We start from the raw sequence: 25733 nt of genomic DNA on the forward strand, positions 1-25733 counted from the left end.
AACGCTCTAAGCTCTCTGGCTTACGCGTCTGATGATTTCGACTTCAGATACTTTTCAATATCCACCTCATCAACCTGTTCGGCTGGCATAAACTTGTTGGCATAGTCACGGTAAACTCCGCTTTCTAAGAACAACAAGAACAAATCCATATCCAAATGCTCGTCCAGTGCCATTTTGTACATGATGTCGACCGCAACGCTCACTGGCTTGGCTTTCTTGTAAGGTCGATCCCCTGCGGTTAACGCTTCAAAAATATCCGCAATCACTAAGATGCGTTCTGGGGTTGATAAATCATCTGCACTCAACCGACGCGGATAACCTGTGCCTTTCAACGTCTCATGGTGAGTCGAAGCGTAACGCGGTACGTTACTTAACTCCGGAGGGAATGGCAGTGCCCCGAGCATTTTGATCCCACTGATCATGTGCTCGTTAATTTTGAAACGGTCTTCTGGTGTTAACGTCCCGCGGGAAATGGTCAGGTTGTACACTTCACCCAAGTTATATTGATGCTCCGGCACTTGCACCTTAATGCCATGCTCCGGAGCAAATTCCATTGGGCGAACGCGCTCAATAATATGGTCAGGCTTATCTGCTAAAAGGTTTTCAACCACGGGTAGCGTCACATCTGATTTTGGCTTAATCATTTCTTCAAATGGAGAAAGGCCAAGATGATCATCATAGTGACGCAACCAAGTTTGTTGGGCGATTTGTTTAATGCGCTCAATCTTATCGCCACTCATGAACTCACCACCCACGTTGGCGTTGGCAACAAATCGGAAGTCTTCATCCAACTGCGCAACTCGTTGGTCGAACTTGGCTTGCGCCTCTTCTTTTGACAGTTCACCAGTAGATATCGACTTCCACATTTCCACCTCAGCGTCTCGCCTTAGTACTTCGAAACGAGTGCGAATTTCATTGATGCGGTTGTAATTGGCTTCTAACTTAGTGCCTTTATCAACGATGTGTTCTGGCGTGGTGATCTTGCCACAATCATGTAACCAAGCCGCGATACGGAATTCACGTCGTTCATCGTCATTGTTGAACTTAAAGTCTTTGAACTTACCGGTGTCGCACTTCTCTACTGCCTCTGCCAGCATCAAACCAATTTCTGGAACACGATTACAGTGCCCCGCAGTATAAGGAGACTTGTCATCGATCGCTTGCGCAATAAGGCGAATAAAGGCTTCAACAAACTCTTCTTGCTGTTGCTCGTGATGCTGAATCTCTCGCGTCATTTCAGTGACCGAATCGGACAAATCAGAAACTTCTTTGATACGCGTTTCTACCGGGACGAGTTTATCAAACTGACGATCTTTGATTTTGATGGTCTCTTTTCGCAGCGCAACAATTGGGCGCACGATTGGCGAACCCACTCTCCACGCCAATGGGAAGAGAATCATCATTGCAAACGCCGTAATAGCAATCGCTTTAGACAATCGACTTGTCACCGCATCAGTCACTACTTGACCAGAAACGATCACAGCAAAGTAATCGCTCGTACCACGAGTAGAATGCAGCTTAGTGAGATAGAGGAATCGGCTTTCACCATCAATGGTCACTTTGTTCATTAGGTCGTGTTTGTCCTTCTGAATCGCCAACTCGTAGACCTCTGGATACGGAGCAAAACTCCCCCTCCATTGATGAGGTTTGAGCCACTTCTCTTGCAACGCTACTTTTTGCTCCGGTGAAATCGCCGCGATCGCTTGGTTGATAAGCTCAACCACGTCTTTATCTTTCTCCTTCATAAACAGAGAAAACTCTAACGGTGGCGCGTCGAGCAACCCGACATGAATATCGGTCAGCTTCACCAACCGCTTCATCTCAACCATGGTTAAGTAAGTGTCTACAAGGTACTGAATGTCACCCATGTGCAGTGCTCGTTTTGCTAAATCGAGATTCGGCTGTTCGATAATATTCAGTGACGGGTAGCGCTCAAGTAGCCATTCTTTCATGCCAAAACCCGCCACCACACCAATACTGTCATCGCCCAATTCCGTCAACGACTTAGGCATTAGATTGGCAGTTTTCGTCGCAATCGCAAGCTGCCCTATGAACAGAGGATCACTTTTGATCCCTAACTCTGGCGGTGCGCCAAGCACAGGTTGGAGGATATCAATCTCTCCCTTGCGGTATTTCTTTTCCAACTCTCTTGAGCTAAAACCATTAACGAACTCTAACGTCATGCCCGTTTTCTGCGAAACCAGATTGAGTACATCAACAGCATAACCACCTGGTTCACCGCTCTGGGTGTAGTCGTAAGGTCCCCAGTCGTTTTGATTCGAAACCACAAACTCACGGCCATCTAGCAAGGCTTTTTGTTGTTCGCTTAATGCCAAAAGCGATGATTCAGGAATATCTACTTCGTGAAAAACGTTGATGCTGGACGCGACCACTTCACCACGATTGTTGAATATAAACGCTTCAACACCATCATCCTTCTTCATTCCAAGTTCGGTTGCGCTGATCTTTTCACTCAGTGAAGAAAGCACCGTATCTACGCCAATAACGGCGCCTTTACTGCGCACAGAGTAAGACTGCCCGGTGATTTTCAGGTGTTGAAACAGATAAGGATCGGTTTTGTAAACGATGTCTCTTGAGGCACCCGCAAACCAAGGTCGGCGAGATGGATAAAAGTTACTTTTCTGTTCTGTTTGACGGACAACCTCAAGCGATTCCGAGTAATACATGGTTTGCCGCATTCGCGCCTCGCCGTCACCTTTGATGGTGATGATGACCCAGCGCTCATTGGCCGTAGCCCCTATCTTTCCTCTAACTTCCGGGGACGATTCCAAGTTGATGACTTGGAAGAAGTACTCGTTGTTATTGGCAAAATAGATACTGTAAAAAACGGGATTGTCGATGAGCGCTTGAACGAACACTCGTTGGATTTCATCCACGCTGAACTGCGTATCACTGAAGTCCGCTACACTGCGCAAGATACCCGCACTGCTGGTCGCACTGGCATCAATTTGATGGATATGATTACTGACGTCTTTGGCGGTCATGGTTAAACGAGTCAGGATATGTTCTTCCGACATCTGTTTGCCGAAGTAATACTGCATTCCGAGTCCAAGTAGCGCCGTCACCGCCGTAGCAATAACAAACAAACTCCCGACGGTGAATTTAATCGAAAATTTACGAGGGGTACCAGATTTAGTCTTCACGCGATAAAGCCCTCCGATGGCTTCAACAACAAACTCAGCAATTCGCTTTATCAAAGCAACCTGAAGCATATACTTTTCAAGTCTAGTAGATATTTTTCAGAGACTTGCGTCGCATACAAGCCAGAGATCACTTTTACGCAATAAAAAAGAGCGATACCGAAGTACCGCTCTTAGCTGATGTTTTTGGGAGGGTTAAACCATTGTGATTCAGTGAGAGAGATACTTTTGAATATCAACCTCGTCCACTTGCGTTTCTGGCATAAACTTCTTCGCGTATTCGAGGTAAACGCCGCTCTCTAGGAACAACAAGAACAGGTCCATATCCAAGTGCTCATCCAACGCCATCTTATACATGATATCGATAGCCACACTCACTGGCTTCGCTTTCTTGTAAGGTCGGTCTCCCGCCGTTAATGCCTCAAAAATGTCAGCAATCACTAGGATGCGCTCTGGAATCGACAAGTCATCCGCACTCAACTTACGAGGGTATCCTGTCCCTTTCAGCGTCTCGTGGTGAGTAGACGCATAACGTGGAACATTGCTTAGCTCTGGTGGGAATGGCAAGGCCTCTAGCATCTTAATGCCACTGATCATGTGTTCATTGATTTTGAAGCGATCTTCTGGTGTCAGCGTACCGCGAGAAATCGTCAGGTTATAGACTTCACCCATGTTGTACTGATGCTCCGGCACTTGCATTTGAATGCCATGCTCCGGCGCAAACTCAACAGGGCGAATACGCTTGATGATATGTTCTGGCTTGTCTTCCAACAGTTTTTCCCTAACAGGCAGCTGCGTATTAGAAGTTGGCTTGTTCATTTCTTCAAATGGTGACAAACCTAAGCGGTCATCAAAGTATCGTAACCACGTTTTCTCAGCAATTTGCTTCACGCGCTCGATCTTATCTTCACTCATGAACTCACCACCAATGTTTGCATTGGCGATAAACTCAAAGTCATCGTTGAGCTGAAGTACTTTTTCTTCAAACTCGGATTTTGCTGCGTCTTTGTCTACCTCACCACGTAACAAGGCGTTTAGGTATTCGATCTCTAGGTCTCTGCGTAACACTTCAAATCGAGTGCGAATTTCATTGATTCGGTTGTAGTTCGCCTCTAGCTTGGTGCCTTTATCAACGATGTGCTCTGGCGTGGTGATTTTGCCGCAGTCGTGCAACCAAGCCGCGATACGGAACTCTCTTCGCTCTGCGTCATTTTGGAAGGCGAAGTTTTTGAATTTACCGCTTTGACATTTTTCAGCCGCTTCCGCTAGCATCATGCCGATTTCTGGCACTCGGTTACAATGCCCTGCAGTGTATGGAGACTTGTCATCGATCGCTTGTGCGATAAGGCGAATAAAGGCTTCAACAAACTCTTCTTGCTGCTTCTCGTGTGACTGAATCTCGGCCACCATTTCCATCATGGCATCTGAGAGTTCATCAATCTCTTTTACTCGCGTCGTCATCGGCCACACTTTATCGAAGCGACGAGCACGGATCTTTCTCGTTCTTGCTTTCAGCGCGTAAATTGAGCGCGTCATTGGTGTGCCGAGTCGCCATGCAAGAGGGAAAAGACCCAACATGACTAGCGCTGTAAACAACAACGAGTTAAACAAACGCTTTGTTACTGCATCGGTAACGATTTCTTTCGGAATCACCACCGAAAAGTAGTCATCACCGCCGCTGGAGCTTGAGATTGGCGTGACATAAACAAAGTAGTTTTGCCCTTCAATGCTTCGTCTCACCATGGTGTTGTAGTTAGACGTATCTTTCGACAGTTGAAATACTTCTGGGTATGGCACAAACGTTCCGCGCCAATGGTTTGATTCCAGCCATTTTTGCGTTAATGCTTCTCTTTGCTCCGGTGTAATTGACTCAATAGCAAGATTGAGCACCTCTAACAAACCCGCGTGCTTTTGGTTAATGTAAATGTGATAAGGCACAGGCTTCGCATCCAGCTTTCTTACCGTGACGGTCGATGTTTTCTCCAAGCCATTGAGTTCATCTAACGTCAAATAGGTATCAACCAAATATGGGATCTCGCCTTTCTCTAGCGCTTCTTTTGCATCACTTAAGCTTTCAAATTCAACGATGTTCAGCTTAGGGTAGTTTTCTTGTAACCACTCCTTCATGCCAAACCCGCAAACAACGCCCACTTCATCAGTGAAATTTTCAAGAGAAATAGGAATGAAACGTTGGCTTTTCCCTGCTATCGCCAAGTCTGCGGTGTACATGGTAGCGCTTTGCTCGCCGTACTCAGGCACTTCTCCAGACACGGAATGCAGGACATCAATGGTGCCTCTCAAGTACTTTTTCGAAAGCGTGATCGATTCAAAACCATTGATAAAATCGAACTCTAAGCCGGTTTGTTGAGAGAGAATTCTCAATAAATCGACGGCATAACCTTGCGGTTCACCAGCTTGAGAAAAATCATAAGGTCCCCAGTCGTTTTGGTTCGAAACCAATAATGCAGGTGAGTTCATCACAAGCGCACGTTGAGGCTCAGTCAGCACTAATGGTTCAGACGGTGGCACTTCGATATCGCGTTCTAGATCGATGTTCGACGCGATCACTTCACCCTTATGGTTGAAGATAAAAGACTCTGCCCCACTTTCTAAACTCATACCCAGCGCAGTTGAAGCGATTTTCGAGTTCAGTGTCGACAGTTCAATATCGATACCGATAACATCTTTACCACTGCGGATCGCATAGCTCTGCCCCGTAACCTTCATGTTTTTAAACAGGTAAGGTTCGGTCTTATAGACGTTTGTTTCTGTCGCCCCGATAAACCATGGTCGGCGGGTAGGATAAAATGACGTTTTGCTCGCAACGGTTCGGTTCACATTAAAGTTGCTGTCCACGTACGACACGATCATTTGTCTATCCGGACCGATGCCAGTGGCTTTAGCGATGGCCCAGCGATCTACCGCATCGGCGCTCATCTTGTCGCGAATCGTTACCGAGGTTTTTAGGTTGATGATTTGAAAGAAATCTTCATTCTCGCTACCCACATACAAGCTTTGAATGAACGGGTTTTCATCCAAAACTTGAGCAAACAAGGTGAGAATTTCTTTTTCAGAAAAGTTGTGGTCAGACATAGAAAGAAAGCTCTTGAGCATTCTTGTACTGCTGATCGCATTGCTATCGACTTGGTGAATGTATTCACTTACATCTGCCGCCGCCGTACTCAACCTTGAGATGACGTGCTCCTGCGACATTTTCTGCCCAAAGTAATACTGCATACCCATAGCAAAGATCGCCGTAAGTGCCGTCACTAACATGAACATGCTACTTACAATGAACTTGATTGAATATTTACTTTTTAGCTCAGAACTGCGTTTCATTCTTGCGCCCCGGCATCACCATAAAGTGCCAAAACTGTCGGCTTTACATCACCATTTACTATCAAAATACTAAATAACCCCATACATAAGCGTAGACTTATACAACGTAATATTTGCTATCAATTTTGCAAAACCTATGTTTAAAACGATCCGATAAATAAGATTGTCCTTCACAGAACCAAATTTATTACTTGTTAATTGACTCAAATTGATGGCTAACAGCGATTATTTTTTGATGCATATCGCAAGCAAATCCATTCTTCAAAAGGCATTCACAAAACCAGACAACACCTACATCGACACCACCTTTCTAATAAGCTCAATATTTATACTAGTGGGAATGAAGACACGCTGCTTGTCGTGAAAATAAGAAAAAAAGCATCGCTTGTATTTGGGTGAGAAGAAGCACTGATAGGTTTTATCTGTTGAAACAATCGTTCATCTCAAATTTATCCTGAGCACTTCGCTCGCTACCATGTCGCCTCTTTTGTCTTACACCCCATTTATAAGAAATCTCTATGAAACAAAAAGGATTCACCCTAACGGAAGTGGTGGTTGCGGTTGTGGTACTGGCGATCATTGGACTGTTTTCTGCACCTAAGATGATGCAAATGCAACGCGAGGCTCGAATCAATACCCTAGAAGCTTTCGTTGGTGCTTTTCATGCCACCAATGAGGTCGTGATGACCAAGGCCAAAATACAAGGGGTTGAAAAGGAACCGTTGGCAAAACTGTCAGAGCATGACATTTATATTCGAATGGGTTCACTCGCGTTGGATGATTTTAACGTGGCGAATGCAATGCAAATCGATGGGTTTAATCTTGCCAATACGGGCTCGACTGAAACACCTTCATTGCTGGTCTATTTAGGTAAGGAGAAATCCCTACAACAAATCCGAGATTCGGGCTGTTTTATCAATATTCATCGTCCCTTCACGGCTTTCGATGTAGAAGGCATCGTGGCCATGGAGGAGCTGAAAGTGAGTAAATTCTACGACTATTGTTAGCTCATCATTTTAGAGAGATTAGATTACCGGAAAGCCTTACTGCACATTAGGCGTATGCTTGCTAACGTCCTGTATGCCTTTGAGGTTTTATTATGATCGTTGTAAAAAAAGCAGACGCCTCTGACGTTGCGAAAATTACCCCTCTTTACCTGAAGTATCTTGAGTTCTACCAAGTCGATGTTTCAGGTAAAGATCCCGAGGCTTTTACCAAAGCTCGTATTGAGAATGAAGAATCAGTCGTGTACTACGCAACTGATGAAAGTGGGCAAACGCTTGGTTTTGCGCAGCTTTATCCACTCTTCTGTTCGTTAGAAATGAAAAAGATTTGGCTTCTCTACGATTTGTATGTGGATTCATCCCAGAGAAAACGAGGGATTGGTGAACGCTTATTGGAACAAGCAGACCAACTGGCAAAAGAGACCGACTCTGCCTTTGTTATGTTAAGCACAGGCATAGACAACAAAGCCGCTCAATCTGTGTATGAGAAACACGGTTACGTACGCGATGTCGAGTTTTATAACTATGTTCACATGCTTAAGTAATCAAACCCGCACGTGAGCAAAAAGCGAAAAGCCGAGTTGTACTCGGCTTTTTATGTTCAACTTACGCCACTTTGTACTTGCTGATAGACAATCAAAAACAAACCAGCAAATACCGCTACCGTCAGTAATATCTTTAACCAAAGTAACTTCATGATTATCTACTCTTCTGGCGCATATTGGTCAAACACTTCTTGAGCTGTCATTTTCTTACTGTGTGGCTGCAGATCATAGTACGCAGGCTTCTCATCGGTGAATATTTCTAAACTCAATTTGAAATCTGGCTCATTAAATAACCCGGCGGAAAGAATGTATTCATCCGTTGCCAATAAATGGTAATAGATGTTCGTGCCGCATTCAGCACAAAAACCTCGTACTGCCCATTGGGATGATTGATAGCGTTTAGGCTCAGCACCACTAAATGTCACACCGGGGCCGCAATGCACCGCATGCAGAGGCCCACTTGACCACTTTCGACACATATCGCAATGGCAAAAGCTCACTTCATTGTGTTTGGGTGCGGTCACTTCAATAGCGCCACATAAACATGTTCCTTTCATCGCTGTTCCTCCCTATTCAATCTCCATCATTATGACGGTTTTAGACTCTTAATTGATGTGACCAACCTAGTCTTTCACCACATTCTCCGGCCGGCATGTTTGCGTGAACTTTATGAACAAAATGTCGCTTATGCTCAATATTCTCTTTATCTACGCATTAGAGACATCACGTTAACACCTTATTAACCTTTAGCTCATCACTAGCGAGTCTCCCTACCTCGTTAGGAGAACAAATAATAAGACTCTTCAAAACAAGAGAGTCACCAACATAAGGAACGTGAAACATGTTAAAGGTACTCAAACCAACGCTCGCCGCATCCATCATTGCAGCCTCATTTTCTTTCCACGCTTTTGCTGCTGATGTTGAAAAACTCCATTTCCTAATCCCTGGTGGTGCTGGTGGCGGTTGGGATATGACAGCTCGTGGCACAGGTGATGTTCTGGTTAAATCCGACATCGTTGAGAATGTCTCTTTCCAAAACCTCTCTGGTGGCGGTGGTGGTAAAGCCATTGCACACCTCATCGAAACCGCTGAGCGCCAACCTGATACACTGATGGTCAATTCAACCCCAATCGTTGTTCGCTCACTGACGGGTATTTTCCCGCAATCTTTCCGAGATCTGACGCCAGTAGCCGCAACGATTGCTGACTACGGCGCTATCGTGACTTCCGCGGATTCGAAGTACAACACATGGGAAGATGTGGTCAAAGATTTCGAATCTAACCCACGTAAAGTAAAAATCGCTGGCGGTTCTGCTCGTGGCTCGATGGATCACCTAGTTGTCGCAGCCGCATTTAAAGGCGAAGGTTTTGACGCGCGTAAAGTTCGCTACATCGCGTACGATGCTGGCGGCAAAGCAATGGCAGCACTTCTATCTGGCGAAACACAATTGCTTTCAACCGGTCTTGGAGAAGTGCTAGAGATGTCGAAATCTGGTCAGGTAAAAGTACTGGCGATTACGGCACCAAAACGTCTAGACGCTGCACCAAACATCCCTACCCTAAAAGAATATGGCAATGAGACTGTGTTCGCGAACTGGCGTGGTTTCTTTGCCGCTCCTGGTACAAGCCAAGCCAAGCTCGACGAATGGAACGCAGCTCTGACCAAAATGTACAAAACGGACGAATGGCAAGTTGTTCGTGACCGCAATGGTTGGATTGACAACTACAAAGCGGATAAAGAGTTCTTCGCGTTCCTAGAAGAGCAAGAGCAGCAAATGGGCGATCTAATGCGTGAATTAGGTTTCCTTAAGAAGCAATAACTCCCATCCGAGTTTATGGGGTTAGCTATCCCTAACCCCAGTTGTATTTGCACTCTAATTTCACCGTATATGGGCATTGTCGATATTCGACAAGTAAAAACTCCTTTGTTTATTGATTGGTAAACACTAAGTAACTCGACTAGCAGCGATGCGCTTAATTGTTAATGACTTAGTCCTTCTTCATTAACGCCCATATACGGTCTTTTCCTGTTGTTCTAGGAGTTGGATATGTCTCATTCAACCAATATTTTTACCAAAGAGAATTTGCTGTGCCGCGATCGTGTCGGTGCGATGATCTTTTTGTTGTTTTGCCTATGTTATGGCTACCAAACTACGCAAATCCCCCTCTTTCCCGGGGATGAATACGAACCCTTCACGGCTCGCACCTTACCAACCATTCTGACCTACGTCGGGATTGGTTTAGCGCTAATGCTATTGGTCACTGGTCAGCCCGATAAACAAAGCGGCGCTGTGATGTCATTCAACTGGAAATTGCTCATCGCCTTTTTAGTTTTGATGGCGCTTTATGGTCTGGCTTTGACTTACATCGGCTTTGTATTAGCGACGGGATTCTTCCTGCTTGCGGGCTTTTACCTTCTTGGCGAACGACGTAAATCGGTGTTGTTCGGCGCCTCATTCCCGTTCGTTATCGCGTTTTACTTGTTGCTCACTCAAGGTCTGGATATCTACCTTGAGCCTGGTCTGATTTTCACCATCTGGTAGTCAAAAGAAAGGACTGAATTATGTTAGATGGAATTCTACAAGGTTTATCCACCGCCGTGATGCCAATGAACATCATGATGGTGATTGTTGGCTGTTTTGTCGGTACGTTTATCGGCATGCTACCGGGGCTTGGTCCTATTTCTGCCATCGCTCTGATGATCCCTATCACCTATGGTTTGGATCCGTCTTCGGGTCTGATTCTGATGGCAGGTGTTTACTATGGTGCGGTATTTGGCGGCTCAACGTCTTCTATTCTTATCAACGCGCCGGGTTGTTCTTCAACTGTAGTCACCGCGTTTGATGGCTACCCAATGGCACAGAAAGGACAAGCAGGCAAAGCACTTGCACTGGCGGCTTACTCTTCTTTCACTGGTGGCACGCTTTCAGCAATCATGCTGCTTGTGGCGGCACCAGCACTGGCTAACGTCTCGCTAAGCTTCCAATCTTCAGACTACTTTGCGCTAATGCTTCTTGGCTTATCTGCCGTGGCTGCGTTCGCAGGTAAAGGACAAGTAATAAAAGCATGGATGATGACCATTCTGGGCTTAATGTTGTCTACTGTCGGTATTGATAAAGGCGTCGGTGTCGAACGCTTCACCTTTGGTCTGACAGATTTGATGGATGGTTTCAGCTTCCTATTGTTGGCGATGGCGACCTTTGCGCTTGGCGAAACTTTGATGGGCATTTTGAAGCCTTCCGAGGACACACGTGATGAAGAACAAGATAAGCTGAGCAACATTGGCTCGATGAAAGTCACCAAGGAAGAAATCAAAGAAGTAGCGCCAGTTTCTATTCGCTCTTCAATCCTTGGCTTCTTTACTGGTGTTCTTCCGGGGGCAGGTGCAACCATTGCCGCCTTCTTAAGTTACGGCATGGAACGTAATCTGGCTCCAAAGGATAAAAAAGAACAATTTGGTAAAGGCAGCATCCGAGGTTTGGTGGCTCCAGAATCAGCGAACAACGCGGCATCAAGTGGTTCTTTCGTTCCCCTACTCACTCTTGGTATTCCGGGTTCTGGTACAACTGCAATCATGCTAGGAGCATTAATCGCTTACGGTATTCAACCGGGTCCTCGTCTGTTTGTTGAGCATCCAGATGTGTTCTGGTCGGTAATTATCTCCATGTACTTCGGCAACATTGTGTTGGTGATTCTTAACCTTCCGCTGATCCCATACATCTCAAAGCTACTTGCAGTACCAAGAACCGTGTTGCTACCGATGATTCTGTTCTTCTCCATCACAGGTGTGTATCTGGTTTCTTTCAACACCATGGACGTGTTTGTGATGTTACTTGTGGCAATGGCTGCCATCGCACTAAGGTTGGCAAACTTCCCTCTCGCACCGCTGTTGCTTGGCTTTATCCTTGGTGGATTAATGGAAGAGAACCTGCGCCGTGCATTGATGATTTCCGACGGTGAACTGAGCTTCTTATGGGAACGCCCAATCACACTGACATTTACAGTACTCGCGGTATTGGTACTTGGCAGTCCACTGTTTGTAAAACTCTTTCAAAAGCTTAAAGCACAGCCAGTGAAAGTTGAGCAATAAGCATTCTATCTCTCCCTCAAGATAGACCTTTGAAACCAAGCCACCCTATGCGGTGGCTTTTTTCTTGGACTAATCGCTACTTTATTTCTTTGGATGAGTTGCGTAGTGTTAACCGTTCAGAAACAAAAATTATAAGAACAAAGAAGGACTTTTTATGCTGCTGGAATTTGCTCTCTTATTTGCTGCAGGCGTCGTTGGTGGGATCATGAACTCCGTCGCCGGTGGTGGTAGCTTCATTACTTTCCCTGCATTGATGGCGGTTGGTGTGCCTCCCATAATGGCGAACGCGACGAATACCTATGCTTCTTGCGCAGGTTACATCAGTGGTGCAATCGGCTTTCGCGAAGAAATCATGAAGAACAAGCAAGAACTGGCTTTCACTATCTCTTTCAGTTTGATTGGTGGCGCTGTCGGTGCTTATCTTCTGCTGAATACGCCAGAATCTGTTTTTCTTGAAGCGATTCCATGGCTACTGTTATTCGCAACCGTACTGTTTTTAACTGGCTCACGCATGACCGCGTTGATTAAATCTCTGACCAAGGAGACCAAACACGCAGGCATTTTAGGCGTAATAGCTTTGAGCCTGCTTTTAGTTGGAGTTTCTGCTTACGGTGGTTTCTTTAACGCGGGACTAGGCGTGATCGTGTTGAGTTATTTAGTGGTTGCAGGACACCAAGACATCAACTTAATGAACGGGCTTAAGCTGCTGGTTTCAACCTGTGTTTCCCTGATTGCCATCGTGATTTTTGTGGCCAACGGTTCAATCGATTGGACCAAAGGCAGTGTTGTGATGGTTGGCACATTAGTCGGGGGCTACTTGGCAGCGCGTGTATCTCGCCAGTTGAATCCCAGCCACGTAAAAGGCTTTGTCGCCCTCTCTTCTATCGCGATTACCATTTACTTCTTTATTGATGTTTATATGTGAAAAAGAACATGGTTATTTCTTTAGTTTGATAAGCAATTAGTTGCCATTATTTAATTAAATTTAGAACTCCGTAAATTATACGAACATTAGCTGAATATTAAATTAAAATAGTTTTCACTAAAAAATATTAACTAAAGTGTTATACATTAAAAAATCATGATAGAAACTCTTTGCATAATAACATAATGTATTATGTGAACGTATATAGCACTTTTTCATGGCATATATTAACAACCTCACAATTATTGTACGTTTACATTTTTAATTTATATTAGTTATGTAAGCATAATAACGTGTCTAACTGCTGTAACTCACAGGATTAAATATGAAGTATATTCAGATCCAAGAAAAGTTATGGTCAAGCTCAATAGCTTGGTACACCAACGACTTTAAATTATCTGTCCTACCTCTTTTTTCTATTCTTTAGTCTCATCTTACTAACCACCAGTAAGAAGGTTAGTTGATCCCAATTACATTTATTTTCTTAGCTCTTCCTTTATAAGCATCACTATTAAAGGCTAGCTTCGCACGTCTATATAAAATAAGAGACTTAATTATGGAAAACTTCAAACATTTGCCAGAACCATTCCGCATTCGCGTTGTAGAACCAGTAAAAACCACTACACGTGCATACCGAGAAAAAGCCATTCAAAAAGCAGGCATGAACCCATTCTTACTCGATAGTGAAGATGTGTTTATCGACCTACTCACCGACAGTGGTACAGGTGCTATTACCCAACAAATGCAAGCAGCAATGTTGATGGGTGATGAGGCGTATAGCGGAAGTCGTAGTTACTATGCCCTAGCTAACGCGGTTAAAGACATTTTCGGCTACGAGCTGACCATCCCGACCCATCAGGGCCGCGGTGCAGAGCAGATTTACATCCCAGTCCTCATCAAAAAGCGGGAGCAGGAAAAAGGCTTAGATCGCTCAAAAATGGTGGCCTTGTCCAATTACTTCTTCGACACAACGCAAGGCCATACGCAAGTGAATTGCTGCGTAGCCAAAAATGTTTATACCGAAGATGCGTTCGATACCTCTGTCACCGCTGATTTCAAAGGTAACTTTGACCTAGAGAAATTAGAACATGCGATATTAGAAGCGGGAGCAGAAAACGTCCCCTACATTGTCAGCACTATTACATGTAACTCAGCCGGTGGTCAGCCTGTTTCTATTGCCAACCTAAAAGCCGTTTATGAGATAGCTCAGCGCTACGACATCCCTGTCATTATGGATTCAGCACGTTACGCCGAGAATGCGTACTTTGTACAACAACGTGAGCCTGAATATAAAGACTGGACCATCGCAGAGATCACCAAAGAGACTTACAAATACGCTGATGCCCTTGCGATGTCTGCGAAAAAAGACGCAATGGTTCAAATGGGCGGCTTATTGTGTTTCAAAGATGATTCGATGATGGATGTCTATACGGAATGTCGCACACTGTGTGTTGTTCAAGAAGGTTTTCCGACTTACGGTGGCTTAGAAGGGGGAGCCATGGAACGCCTTGCTGTTGGATTGTATGATGGCATGCGCTCCGAATGGTTAGAATACCGCATTGGACAAGTCCAATATTTGGTGGATGGCTTAGAAGCCATTGGCGTAGTCTGCCAACAAGCGGGCGGCCATGCAGCATTTGTTGATGCAGGAAAATTACTCCCTCACATCCCCTCAGAGCAGTTCCCCGCTCATGCGCTCGCCTGCGAACTGTATAAAGTTGCGGGTATCCGTGCGGTTGAAATCGGTTCTTTGTTGCTTGGCCGAGATCCCGCTACCGGCATACAACATCCGTGTCCCGCAGAACTGTTACGTCTTACCATTCCTCGCGCTACTTACACGCAAACCCATATGGACTTTGTCATAGAAGCCTTCCAAAAAGTGAAAGAGAACGCTCAAAACGTAAAAGGCTTGGATTTCACTTATGAACCAAAAGTACTACGTCACTTTACCGCTCGCTTAAAAGAGGTCTAAAAGACACTCGCGCATCGATAATTCGATGCGCGAGATTCCTTTCTTACACGTTATTTGGTTTGAGTTTATTCATTTCATTTACAGGAATATAAACATGGAAAAGAAACCGTCCTTATTTGGCGGCGCTTGTATAATTGCAAGTGTTTGCGTAGGTGCAGGAATGCTCGGATTACCAAGTGCTGGAGCCGGTGCTTGGACAACTTGGAGTATTATTGCCATTTTAGTAACCATGATCATGATGACAATATCAGGATGGATGCTTTTAGAATCTTTTAAGCGATATGATTTAAAAGTATCTTTTAATACTGTCACACAAGACGTTCTTGGCAATAAAGTAAATATTCTAAATAATATCGCAGTTTACTTTGTTGGAGGCATATTACTTTATGCTTATATCACGTCATCAGGCCTGATCATTGAAGGTATCCTTGGTATTAACAGTAAAGTTTCCTCTGTTTTATTTGTCGTTATATTTTCTTTATTTGTTTGGCATTCAACACGAGCGGTAGACAGAATTTCAGTTATTCTGATTATCTTCATGATATTGAGTTTTATATTTGGTGTATCAGGTTTAGCGATAAATATAGATACCAATATATTGTTTGACCAAATCAGTAAAGAAACAAATTACGCGCCTTTCGCAATGGCGATGTTGCCAGTGGCGTTAACTTCCTTCGGTTACCATCACTCGGTAGCAACCATGCGAGCTTATTACAAATGTGAATATCACGCTAAGTTTGCGATTCTCGGGGGTACAAGCATCGCGTTTACACTCTACGTGCTTTGGCTCGTGAGTATTAATGGTAATTTGCCTCGTCCTGAGTTTATTCCAGTGATTGAACAAGGCGGAAATGTTGAAACATTGCTCGCAGCGTTAGATTCCGTCATCGATTCAGATAAGGTTTCCAATGCGATCAATGCCTTCTCAATGGCTGCGATTCTCTCTTCTTTCATTGGTGTGGGACTAGGTTTGTTTGATTACCTTGCTGACCTTTTCAAGTTTTCAGATACACGACAAGGACGCACCAAAACATGTCTCGTAACCTTTCTTCCACCACTCATCTTATCCCTCTTATTCCCATTTGGATTCGTCATAGCAATTGGATATGCAGGCGCTGCCGCAACAATATGGACTTGTTTTATCCCGGCCTTACTCGTTTATAAAACTCGTCAACTCGAGGGTGGACAAGAAGGATTTAAAACCCCGTTTGGCAACACAATGATCGTCATGGTGCTTCTGTTTGGTTTGCTTACTGCCACCTTCCACTTCATGTCGATGATGGATCTCCTACCCACCCTTATTAACCAGTAAACAAAGATTTTGAAATGGAGTTTAAGATGAAAACTAAGTTACTTATTGTCGCTTCCACTGTTCTACTTTCTAACAGTGCTTATTCAGTAACTGTTTATGAAGACGAAGTAAACAAAGTCGATATTGGTGGTGCATTTCTCATGGACTACTTCCAACCTGTTCATTTTCTTGACCACTTCTTTAACACTAGTCGCAGTACATTGAACATTGGTGTAGCACGTACCCTCAATAACAAGTGGTCTACGGACGTTAAGTTTGAGTGGGACACGATTCTCAATCCACCATCAAATGAGTTTGGAAACAAAAATGGAGATAAATTCCGTAGTCGTTTGGGTTACATCTCCGTCAACCACACTGAGTTAGGTAGCTTGCGAATTGGTAAGCAATATTCTGCTTATTACGATGTAGCAGGATACATGGACAACCTCATCGTTTTTGATCCAGACGCAACACCACTATTCAGTGATGGAAAAGACGGTGGATTTTTAGCGACGGCACGCGGTGATAATCTTGTCGTTTATCGCAACAGCTTTGATGCATTGAACCTATCAGTTCAATACGGCTTCAATAACGTGAGCAATCAAATGGGCGGGCTGACTAGGGATAACAACCTAGCACTCGCATTAAGCTACGATTTTGACTCTGGTTTGAGCCTTGGAACTACCTATATGCGCAACAAAGTGGAAGGTAGCTCTGGTGGTTTAAATGATGGCGATTTGCAAGAGCTGACGACTGTTGCCGCAAAGTACGTAAACCAAGGCTTCCAAATATCGGCAGCCTATACGATCGGGGAAAATGCACACGAAACCGATTTGTTCGGTTACGGATTTGATGGTACAGCGCCAACAAGTAAACCCAACCTTTACGCTGACGCAAATGCCTATGACGTATACGCACACTACTACTTCGCTATGGGTATTCGTCCTTACATTTACCTATCTAACGTCGATTTCGATGACTCAACGCTGCAGGTAAACGGCAATCGCAATGTCTACTCATTCGGCATCAGCTACCACGCGACACCACAATTCATCATTTCAGGGGAAGTAAGAGCAACAGAAGAAGATGGATTAGGAGCAGGGAAAAGAGATGACACGCTTAGCGGAATGACTATCATTTATGCATTCTAAATAGCGTTCGAGAACCCACCTCTAAAGGTATTGAATATTAGCCTCTGCTTTATACTTCAATAACAAGAAGCTCAAATAGCACCCAAACAAAAACGCCATCGCAAATTACGATGGCGTTTTTATTAGTTCTGAGTGAAATTACTTAATCAGACCCACTTCTTTGTAGTACTTCTCAGCACCTGGGTGAAGCGGCGCAGATAGACCATCTTTCACCATTTCTTCTTTCTTCAAGTTAGCGAATGCTGGGTGTAGACGACGGAAGTCGTCAAAGTTTTCGAATACCGCTTTCACTACGTTGTAAACTACTTCGTCTGGCACTGCCGTTGAAGAAACAAACGTCGCACCTACACCAAAGGTTTGTACATCGCTTTCTGAACCGCGGTACATGCCACCCGGTACGTTTGCAATACGGTAGAAGCTGTTATCAGAAACCAACTTCTCAACTTGTGGGCCAGCTACCGTTACGATGTTGCTGTCACAAGAGGTAGTCGCTTCTTTAATCGCACCGCTTGGGTGACCTACTGTGTAAATCATCGCGTCGATCTTGTTATCACACAGCGCTTTAGACTGCTCTGATGCTTTTAACTCAGACACCAGTTTGAAATCGTCATTCGTCCAGCCGTACTCTTTCATCAGCACTTCCATCGTACCGCGCTGACCAGAGCCTGGGTTACCAATGTTCACTCGTTTGCCTTTTAGGTCATCAAACGTCGTGATATTCGCGTCTTTACGAGCCACAACGGTGAACGGTTCTGGGTGAACAGAGAACACAGCACGAAGCTCTTTGAATGGTCCTTTATCTTCAAACTTGCTCGTACCGTTATAAGCATGGTACTGCCAGTCTGACTGAGCGATACCTAAATCCAACTCACCTGCACGAATGGTATTGATGTTGTAGATAGAACCACCGGTACTTTCTACTGAACAACGGATGCCATGGTCAGCACGTGATTTGTTCACCAAACGACAAATAGCACCACCCGTTGGGTAGTACACGCCAGTTACACCGCCCGTACCAATGGTTACGAACGTATCTTTAGCAGAAACTGAAAAACTTGCACTTAGTGCAGCCAGAGAAGCCGCGACAGCAATTTGCTTGAGCTTTAACATTGAACGTCCTTATTTTTTCCTTTGTTTATGGCCAGATAAGTATAGCAACCGTTAACAAGTTGATAACGTTCGAGATCACATCCTGAGAATTATCACCACGTAGCAAAAGGCATTGATCGGTAAGCAATTATGAATCGCGTACGACTTTAGTTTTAGTCCAATTAAAAAGCCCGCAGAGTTTGTCTGCGGGCTGTTCGGTGTTTCAAGCGTACTTAATCGAGCGCTAAGGTTTTCTCTTCACCGTTGTCATTGGTTGCGGAGGCACTTTGATTCCCTTTCCTGTGTGTCCATAGATAAATGGATGGAATCACGGTAAGTGTGACGATCATTGAGATCACACAGCCCCAACCGACCACCAGCGCCATCGGTGACATGTAGTTATCGTAACCACCTAAGCCATACGCAAGCGGAATAAGGCCTGCAACCGTTGTGATTGTGGTTAAGGTAATTGGTCTTACGCGGCTTTGCGTTCCACGAATGACAAACTCCAGCAAGTTGGTTTCGTTACATTCCGCTTCGTGTTCTTTGAAGTGCCAAATCAGCACCAAGCTGTTGTTCACCATAATACCAATCAAGGCAATCATCCCTATGATGGAGAAAAAGCTCAGCACCTGATTATGTAAGAACAAAATGAACAGCGCGCCTGCGATGCCAAATGGAATCACCGTCAATACAATTAAGGTTTCGCGCATTCGGTCAAACAGAAGAATCAGAAGCAACGCAATACCAATAAACGCCACGCTAATCGCGATCATAAAGCCTTGTTGCGCTTCTTGTGTTTCTAAGATCTGCCCTGTCGCAATGATAGAGGCACCGCCGTATTCTTTATTGGCAAAGGCTTTTTGAACCGCAGAAAAAACAGCAACTGGATCGGTCACAGTCGAATCGACACCTGACGAGACGCGAATCACTCGCTCACCATTAAAGTGTTTGATTTGCGCTTCTGCATCGGCATTTTTCCAGCGAACCAACTCACTTAATGGCACCAGCTTGTTATTGCTGGCACGAACTAAAATGTTATCCAGTTCTTTTAAGGATTTGTCATCTTCTTCTAGCGCGACTCGGAAGTAAACTTCTTCTTCGCCATTAAAGATCCTTGTCACGCGTTGACCGTCAATCGCAAACTTAATGATATCGCCGACCTTGTTGGCACTGATGCCGTAGTACTTGAGCCAATGATGTTGCAGCTCAGCTTGAATCTGTGGTGCTGGAGCATTTAAATCACGTCGTACTCGGCTCGTCCCTTCTAATGATTCAATGTACGCCGTCAGGTCATTAGCAAGCTTTTCGCGCCCTTCATCCGTACCGCCAACAACACGCAAATCCACTGGACGTCCTACCGGAGGACCGCCGCCATCAATATCGAACTCAATTTGAGCCAACCCTGTAATTTGCGTTGCTTTCTCTTCCCACTCTTCGACGATTTGCTCTGCGGTTCTTGTTCGGCTGTTTGGTGGTGTTAATGAAATCACCCAATAGCTATTTGGTGAACTTACTTCGCCATACCAATAATTCACCTCTTCGATGCTTTTGATCAGCGCTTCGAGTTGTTGTGTTTCTTTCCAGACGTCATCCAAATCCAACTCTGGATTCGATTCAGCACTGATTTCTATCAAATACGCGCCGTCTGTTGGGAAGAATAAAAAGCTCAAGCTCTTATATGAAATTGTCCCTAAAGTCAGTATCACCAGGGTAATACATGGCAGCGCTACCTTGCTGTTTCGAATGACAAATTCAATCAAGCGATTCAGTGCGCTTAAATCTAAAAATGGCTTTTTCTTTACCTGACTCTTACTCAAAATGCCTTTTAAATGGGCTGGAATAAAGAACAGCGCGTCGATAAACGAAAAGCACAGCGCAATGATGACCGTAAGCGGAATCACATACACCAATTTGCCGCTGTTTCCCGGCAAGAAGAGCAAAGGTATAAAGGCAATCATGGTCGATAAAATGCTTGCCAACACCGCTGGGAATACACTCTTCACCCCTTGTGTGACGGCCTTCTCAACCGGATAACCCTCTTCAACTAATGCCACGATTTTATCGCTCACCACCACGGCATCATCGACAATAATTCCGACAATCAAAATTAAGGCGGACATAGTGAACACGTCGAGTATCTGGCCGAAAGGAGGCAGCAAAGCCAGCGTGCCGAAGATACACACGGGAATAGAAACCGCGACCCAAAATGCAATGCGTCTATTAAGGAAAAGCGCCAACGTAATCAGCACCAAGCCAAGTCCAACCAAGCCGTTGTCTTGCACGATGCGCGCTTTCTCTTGGATGTCTTCAGACAAATCAGAACCGATGGCGATAGTGTATTTGTCACCGAGCAGTTTTTGCTGATTTGCAATCAGAGCTTTCACTGCGTTGGAGGTGCTAATAACATCCGCACTTTCATTGGTTCTTAAATCAAAAAGAATGCTCTTATTACCATTGATTGAGCCATAAACCTCGCCTTTTTCAAACCCATCCTCAATGAGACCTGCAACGTCTTTGAGCTGAATATTCGGGCTGAATGAGATGAACATTTCACGCAGTTCTTCAATGCTATCCAGCTCGGCAGAGGTCATCAGTTCTGGGTTGTTCTTTAAGGTTTCTAGACGACCACCGCTGATCAGCGTATTACGCTCTGCAATCAATGCCGCCACTTGATCGAGCGTTAAGCCATAACGTCTTAAAGAGATAGGTTCGAGTTGAATTAAGAACTCTGGCGCACGCAAATCGACAGTGTAAACTTCACCAATCCCCTCGACGCGTCGCAATGCCAACTCTAGGTCTTTGGCTTTATCTCGCAGTGCTTTATAACTAACATCACCGGAGATTCCGACTACCATGAAATCCAAGCTGTACGACTTTTTGATCGACAACGCTGGCGCTTCGGTCACACCAGCGGGTAAATCCGTTACCCTTGCCAATGCATCTCGAATGTCTTGGTAAACCGCATTCGGATCATTGACATTGCTGTCCAGCACCACACTGATGTTTGAGACTCCCGTTTCCGACGTGGAGGTAAACTCTTTCAATCCAGAAATAGACAGCAGTTCTTTCTCGATTTTACTGGTGATGTTGCTTTCAATGTCTTTCGCACTGGCACCAGGATAAACCGTGACGATATCGCCTTTTCCTAAGTCAAATCGAGGCTTCTCAGCAAGGGGAAGATTGTAGGCAGTAAGGGCACCAATGCTGATGATCAAAATGGTTAGGATTTTAGACGCAAACTTTCGATGAGAGAGCAAATCTAAGAAGAAATTCACATTGCCTCCTGATCATTGAAATACACGTATGATTCCATGCCCGGATTAAGCTCGCCGTTGGCGTTATCGACCGTCACTTCGACAAGGAAGCCCGGCTCACTGTTTTGGAAAGCAGGAGAAAGCAAAGTGATGGTGCCATCTAGTGTTTGCTCAACAGAAGGCACTTCAACCTTAACCTTCTCGCCTTTGCTGAACTTGTTGAAATCAATTTCTAACAGGTGGAATCGCACTTTCAATCGTTCCATATCAGCAATGGTAAAGAGCGCATCGCCCACCGAAATAAACTGCCCTAGCTCAACAGAACGATTGATGATCACCCCATCAAAAGGTGCATCTGGAGAGGCTTTATCCAATGTTCGTGCGGCGATTTTGTAGTGAGTATTGCTTACGTTGAATTGAGCTCGACCAATGTTAGTCACACGAATTTGGTTGTCCACGTCACTTACCGATACGCCATTGCTAGTCAGCAGGGATTGATAACGTTTTAGTTGTTTCTCTTGAATATCCAACTCGGCACGACTCACCTCTAACTCGTTACGGGCTAAATCCAAACTCAATGCATAATCTTCTGAGGACAGAGACAATAGCTCCTGCCCTTGAGTCACAGAGTCACCGTTATCGTAACGATAAGAATCCACAACGCCGACGACTTCACTTTTTACCACTACGCTTTTTTCAGGAATCAATTGACCAACGACATAATCGCTCGCCGCATGAGCTGCACTTGATAGGAGAAACAAGGGTATTAATACGGATCTTTTTTTCATTTAGTTATCTCATTTCCGATGAACCAAATGACTTGTGTAATTGTTCTGTCCGAAAGGAACCACTGAGCTGAACATACAAGCCACTGATGTTTAATAAAGCGTTAACCAAAAGCAAAACCAACAGTTAACGCATTTATTCATTGATGCTTGATATATAAATTATCAGCGGCGGTGTGGAAAAAAAGTGAGTCCCTATTGCTGCAATTACCCTCTCTATTTTTGTTGTTTTAACAAAAGCCTTTTGCCATTACTGCCGTTAATTGCAAATCATCAAAAGAGTAGACTGAGGGCAATTCGAAATAAGAGCTTCTTATGAGCAACGCACTTTTCAACGCATTCCAATTCGGCGATTTTGCTGTAGACAACCGCATCGCAATGGCACCAATGACTCGCTCACGCACTTCACAACCGGGCGACGTGCCAAACGATATGATGGCGACTTATTACCAACAACGCGCCACAGCGGGTTTGATCATTACTGAAGGCGCACCAATTTCAGCAGTAGGTCGCGGCTACTCAATGACACCGGGTATTTACACTCAAGAACACATTGAAGGCTGGAAAAAGACCACCGACGCGGTACATAAGGCTGGCGGCAAAGTGTTTATTCAACTTTGGCATGTTGGTCGTCGCAGTCACGACACGATCGCTGGTGAACAACCTGTATCGGCTTCTGCAATCAAAGAACCAGACATGGTATTTGGCCCTCTTCCAGAAGGCGGGTTTGGTATGATCGAAACATCAATGCCACGCTCAATGAATGAAGATGACATCAAACAAACCACTACAGATTTTGTCCAGGCGGCAAAAAACGCAATGGAAGCTGGCTTTGATGGCGTTGAGATCCACGGTGCTCATGGTTACTTACTTGATCAGTTTATGCGCAAAGCATCTAACCAACGTAATGACCAATACGGTGGCTCTCAAGAAAATCGTATGCGCTTTATGTTGGAAGTGACCGAAGCGATCGCAAAAGAAATTGGCGGCGATAAAACAGCTATCCGCCTGTCTCCTTTCGTTACCGAAGGTTCAAACATCGTTGATGACGAAATTGTTGAATTAACAGTGAAGGCACTAGAGAAGCTTGCACCGATGAACCTTGCTTACATTCACTTCAGTGAGAATATCTCTAACTACACAGAAGTAACGGACGCCTTCCGCAAACAAGTTCGCGATGTGTACCCAAACCCAATCATGGTTGCAGGTAAACTCACCGCAGAAAAAGGCCAAGCATTGTTAGACTCTGGCTTGGTGGATTTGGTGGCGTTCGGCCAACCGTTCATCACTAACCCAGACTTCGTCTACCGCGTGGAAAACGGCATCGAGCTAACGCCAGTTGGCTACGATGCGCATTCCACCTTCTACGGCGGTAATGAAAAAGGTTACACCGATTACCCTTGCGCGACCGCATAAGTGAACATAAAAAGCCCCGAAAATTCGGGGCTTTGTTTTACTGCTTTTTCTGTTGCCTTAAAAGGCGTTTTGTTTAGAAGAAGCCTAGCGGATTGACGTCGTAGCTAATGAGTAAGTTTTTCGTATTCTGGTAGTGATCAAGCATCATCTTATGGGTTTCACGGCCGATACCTGATTTCTTGTAACCACCAAACGCAGCGTGTGCAGGATATGCGTGATAGCAGTTAATCCAAATACGCCCTGCTTCGATGTTTCGTCCCATGCGATAAGCGAGGTTTTGGTCGCGCGTCCACACACCCGCACCCAAGCCATATTCTGTGTCATTGGCAATCGCTAGTGCTTCCGCTTCATCTTTAAAGGTTGTGACTGCGATGACCGGGCCAAAGATCTCTTCTTGGAATACGCGCATCTTGTTGTGACCTTGTAACAAAGTCGGTTGAATGTAGTAACCCTGCTCCAAGTCGTTTTCTTGTTTCGCTACATCGCCACCAAACACGACTTTCGCGCCTTCTTGACGACCGATTTCTAGGTAGCTCAGGATCTTATCGAACTGCTCTTGCGAGGCTTGAGCGCCAACCTGAGTATCGGTATCAAGTGGATTACCCTGCTTGATTGTCTGCGCGCGCTCTGCAACTTTAGCGATAAACTTGTCGTACACGGACTCATGCACTAACACTCGTGATGGACAGGTACACACCTCGCCTTGGTTAAAGAACGCAAGTAAGGTGCCTTCAATACACTTATCTAGGTATTCGTCTTCATGATCAAACACATCTGGGAAGTAGATATTTGGAGATTTACCACCAAGCTCAACCGTTGATGGAATAAGGTTCTCTGCGGCGCATTTCAAAATATGGTTACCGACTTCTGTTGAACCCGTAAATGCCAACTTAGCGATTCGGTTACTGGTCGCCAGTGCTTGCCCTGCTTCTGAGCCAAAGCCATTGACTACGTTCACTACGCCAGCTGGCAGAAGGTCACCAATTTTTTCCATCAGAACAAGAATCGAAGTCGGCGTTTGCTCGGCAGGTTTAAGCACAACACAACAGCCCGCAGCCAAAGCTGGAGCCAACTTCCAAGCCGCCATCAACATTGGGAAATTCCAAGGGATAATCTGCCCAACTACCCCAATCGGCTCAGGGAAGTGATAACTTGCGGTATGCTCATCTAGCTCGGCCGCACTGCCTTCTTGAGCACGGATACAACCTGCAAAGTAGCGGAAATGGTCGACGACCAAAGGCAAGTCTGCTGCTAGCGTTTCACGGACGGGTTTGCCGTTTTCCCATGTTTCTGCCACAGCCAGCTCTTCAAGGTGTTGCTCAATGCGATCTGCAATCTTAAGTAGGATGTTCGAACGTTCAGTCACACTGGTTTTCGCCCATTGCGCTCTTACGCCATGTGCAGCATCCAGTGCAAGGTTGATGTCTGCTTCTCCGGAACGAGCCACCTTACAATACGCTTGACCATTGATTGGCGATGTATTGTCGAAGTATTCACCACCCGTTGGTTTTACCCATTCGCCACCGATGTAGTTGTCGTAATGCGATTTGAAATTAACGATGGCATTTTCACTACCTGGCTGTGCATAAATCATAACTCTTCCTTTTGTTCTCGTTCAGTTTTTTGTTTTAAACAACCGAGTGTTCAACTCTGTTGTGTTGTTCACTTCATTACTCAAGTCACATGCCAACAACACACGTCTTGTTGTT

At 45.0% G+C, this 25733-nt stretch carries 17 protein-coding genes; 10 read left to right on the forward strand and 7 right to left on the reverse strand.

Features of this window, described 5'->3' with window-relative positions; genetic code table 11:
* Positions 1-20 precede the first annotated feature (20 nt).
* Together KIT90_RS24525 and KIT90_RS24530 are read right to left on the reverse strand one after the other, a co-directional pair.
* Positions 21-3164 (reverse strand): HD domain-containing phosphohydrolase, encoded by a 3144-nt coding sequence (locus tag KIT90_RS24525; protein WP_285379476.1) that lies wholly within the window; start codon positions 3162-3164, stop codon positions 21-23.
* 207 nt (positions 3165-3371) lie between these two features.
* Complete coding sequence (locus KIT90_RS24530; protein ID WP_285379149.1) at positions 3372-6500, reverse strand: HD domain-containing phosphohydrolase; 3129 nt, start codon at positions 6498-6500, stop codon at positions 3372-3374.
* Positions 6501-7018: 518 nt separating this feature from the next.
* Here KIT90_RS24530 and KIT90_RS24535 point away from each other — a divergent pair.
* Positions 7019-7507, forward strand: a complete 489-nt coding sequence (locus KIT90_RS24535) for a prepilin-type N-terminal cleavage/methylation domain-containing protein (RefSeq protein WP_285379151.1) — start codon at positions 7019-7021, stop codon at positions 7505-7507.
* A 92-nt stretch (positions 7508-7599) separates the two neighbouring features.
* The gene (locus KIT90_RS24540; RefSeq protein WP_285379152.1) at positions 7600-8049 is read left to right on the forward strand and encodes an N-acetyltransferase; all 450 of its coding nucleotides are present in this window, start codon (positions 7600-7602) and stop codon (positions 8047-8049) included.
* Positions 8050-8207: 158 nt separating this feature from the next.
* Here the strand turns inward: KIT90_RS24540 and KIT90_RS24545 are convergent, their stop codons facing one another.
* Positions 8208-8606 carry a GFA family protein gene (locus KIT90_RS24545; RefSeq protein ID WP_285379154.1) on the reverse strand — a complete coding sequence of 133 codons (399 nt, stop codon included), beginning with the start codon at positions 8604-8606 and terminating at the stop codon, positions 8208-8210.
* A 284-nt stretch (positions 8607-8890) separates the two neighbouring features.
* Here KIT90_RS24545 and KIT90_RS24550 point away from each other — a divergent pair, with 284 nt between their 5' ends.
* From KIT90_RS24550 to KIT90_RS24580, 7 genes are all read left to right on the forward strand, one after another.
* Positions 8891-9868, forward strand: coding sequence for a tripartite tricarboxylate transporter substrate binding protein (locus KIT90_RS24550; RefSeq protein ID WP_009704382.1), 978 nt, complete (start codon positions 8891-8893; stop codon positions 9866-9868).
* Positions 9869-10096: 228 nt separating this feature from the next.
* Positions 10097-10591, forward strand: a complete 495-nt coding sequence (locus KIT90_RS24555) for a tripartite tricarboxylate transporter TctB family protein (RefSeq protein ID WP_285379156.1) — start codon at positions 10097-10099, stop codon at positions 10589-10591.
* A 20-nt stretch (positions 10592-10611) separates the two neighbouring features.
* Positions 10612-12138 (forward strand): tripartite tricarboxylate transporter permease, encoded by a 1527-nt coding sequence (locus KIT90_RS24560; protein WP_005451899.1) that lies wholly within the window; start codon positions 10612-10614, stop codon positions 12136-12138.
* A gap of 154 nt (positions 12139-12292) precedes the next feature.
* Entirely contained in the window at positions 12293-13063 is a 771-nt protein-coding gene (locus KIT90_RS24565) for a sulfite exporter TauE/SafE family protein (RefSeq protein WP_042601388.1), read from the forward strand.
* 556 nt (positions 13064-13619) lie between these two features.
* Positions 13620-15035, forward strand: a complete 1416-nt coding sequence (tnaA, locus tag KIT90_RS24570; RefSeq protein ID WP_285379158.1) for a tryptophanase — start codon at positions 13620-13622, stop codon at positions 15033-15035.
* 94 nt (positions 15036-15129) lie between these two features.
* A complete protein-coding gene (locus tag KIT90_RS24575; protein ID WP_285379159.1) occupies positions 15130-16347 on the forward strand; it encodes an aromatic amino acid transporter in 1218 nt (405 codons plus the stop codon).
* 26 nt (positions 16348-16373) lie between these two features.
* The gene (locus tag KIT90_RS24580; RefSeq protein WP_285379160.1) at positions 16374-17477 is read left to right on the forward strand and encodes a porin; all 1104 of its coding nucleotides are present in this window, start codon (positions 16374-16376) and stop codon (positions 17475-17477) included.
* Positions 17478-17615: 138 nt separating this feature from the next.
* Here KIT90_RS24580 and KIT90_RS24585 read toward each other — a convergent pair whose 3' ends face one another.
* From KIT90_RS24585 to KIT90_RS24595, 3 genes are all read right to left on the reverse strand, one after another.
* Positions 17616-18587, reverse strand: a complete 972-nt coding sequence (locus tag KIT90_RS24585) for a TAXI family TRAP transporter solute-binding subunit (protein WP_009704380.1) — start codon at positions 18585-18587, stop codon at positions 17616-17618.
* A 212-nt stretch (positions 18588-18799) separates the two neighbouring features.
* A complete protein-coding gene (locus KIT90_RS24590; protein WP_285379161.1) occupies positions 18800-21844 on the reverse strand; it encodes an efflux RND transporter permease subunit in 3045 nt (1014 codons plus the stop codon).
* Entirely contained in the window at positions 21841-22611 is a 771-nt protein-coding gene (locus tag KIT90_RS24595) for an efflux RND transporter periplasmic adaptor subunit (protein WP_285379162.1), read from the reverse strand. The genes KIT90_RS24590 and KIT90_RS24595 overlap by 4 nt, the downstream gene beginning before the upstream one ends.
* A gap of 312 nt (positions 22612-22923) precedes the next feature.
* On the opposite strand from KIT90_RS24595, the gene KIT90_RS24600 reads away from it, so the two are divergent.
* The gene (locus tag KIT90_RS24600) at positions 22924-24024 is read left to right on the forward strand and encodes an alkene reductase (RefSeq protein WP_285379163.1); all 1101 of its coding nucleotides are present in this window, start codon (positions 22924-22926) and stop codon (positions 24022-24024) included.
* Between the two features lie 73 nt (positions 24025-24097).
* On the opposite strand, the gene KIT90_RS24605 is transcribed toward KIT90_RS24600, so the two are convergent.
* Entirely contained in the window at positions 24098-25618 is a 1521-nt protein-coding gene (locus KIT90_RS24605; protein WP_038881709.1) for an aldehyde dehydrogenase family protein, read from the reverse strand.
* Between the last annotated feature and the right edge of the window lie 115 nt (positions 25619-25733).

It is taken from the genome of Vibrio sp. B172a (assembly GCF_030248355.1).
Classification (GTDB): domain Bacteria; phylum Pseudomonadota; class Gammaproteobacteria; order Enterobacterales; family Vibrionaceae; genus Vibrio; species Vibrio owensii.

Excerpts from the sequence above, each read along its gene's own strand:
- KIT90_RS24555 (WP_285379156.1), top strand. The coding sequence starts at position 10,097 with ATGTCTCATTCAACCAATATTTTTACCAAAGAGAATTTGCTGTGCCGC.
- tnaA (WP_285379158.1), top strand. The coding sequence starts at position 13,620 with ATGGAAAACTTCAAACATTTGCCAGAACCATTCCGCATTCGCGTTGTA.
- KIT90_RS24600 (WP_285379163.1), top strand. The coding sequence starts at position 22,924 with ATGAGCAACGCACTTTTCAACGCATTCCAATTCGGCGATTTTGCTGTA.
- KIT90_RS24560 (WP_005451899.1), top strand. The coding sequence starts at position 10,612 with ATGTTAGATGGAATTCTACAAGGTTTATCCACCGCCGTGATGCCAATG.
- KIT90_RS24595 (WP_285379162.1), bottom strand. The coding sequence starts at position 22,611 with ATGAAAAAAAGATCCGTATTAATACCCTTGTTTCTCCTATCAAGTGCA.
- KIT90_RS24565 (WP_042601388.1), top strand. The coding sequence starts at position 12,293 with ATGCTGCTGGAATTTGCTCTCTTATTTGCTGCAGGCGTCGTTGGTGGG.
- KIT90_RS24605 (WP_038881709.1), bottom strand. The coding sequence starts at position 25,618 with ATGATTTATGCACAGCCAGGTAGTGAAAATGCCATCGTTAATTTCAAA.
- KIT90_RS24545 (WP_285379154.1), bottom strand. The coding sequence starts at position 8,606 with ATGAAAGGAACATGTTTATGTGGCGCTATTGAAGTGACCGCACCCAAA.
- KIT90_RS24575 (WP_285379159.1), top strand. The coding sequence starts at position 15,130 with ATGGAAAAGAAACCGTCCTTATTTGGCGGCGCTTGTATAATTGCAAGT.
- KIT90_RS24550 (WP_009704382.1), top strand. The coding sequence starts at position 8,891 with ATGTTAAAGGTACTCAAACCAACGCTCGCCGCATCCATCATTGCAGCC.
- KIT90_RS24530 (WP_285379149.1), bottom strand. The coding sequence starts at position 6,500 with ATGAAACGCAGTTCTGAGCTAAAAAGTAAATATTCAATCAAGTTCATT.
- KIT90_RS24580 (WP_285379160.1), top strand. The coding sequence starts at position 16,374 with ATGAAAACTAAGTTACTTATTGTCGCTTCCACTGTTCTACTTTCTAAC.
- KIT90_RS24535 (WP_285379151.1), top strand. The coding sequence starts at position 7,019 with ATGAAACAAAAAGGATTCACCCTAACGGAAGTGGTGGTTGCGGTTGTG.
- KIT90_RS24540 (WP_285379152.1), top strand. The coding sequence starts at position 7,600 with ATGATCGTTGTAAAAAAAGCAGACGCCTCTGACGTTGCGAAAATTACC.
- KIT90_RS24585 (WP_009704380.1), bottom strand. The coding sequence starts at position 18,587 with ATGTTAAAGCTCAAGCAAATTGCTGTCGCGGCTTCTCTGGCTGCACTA.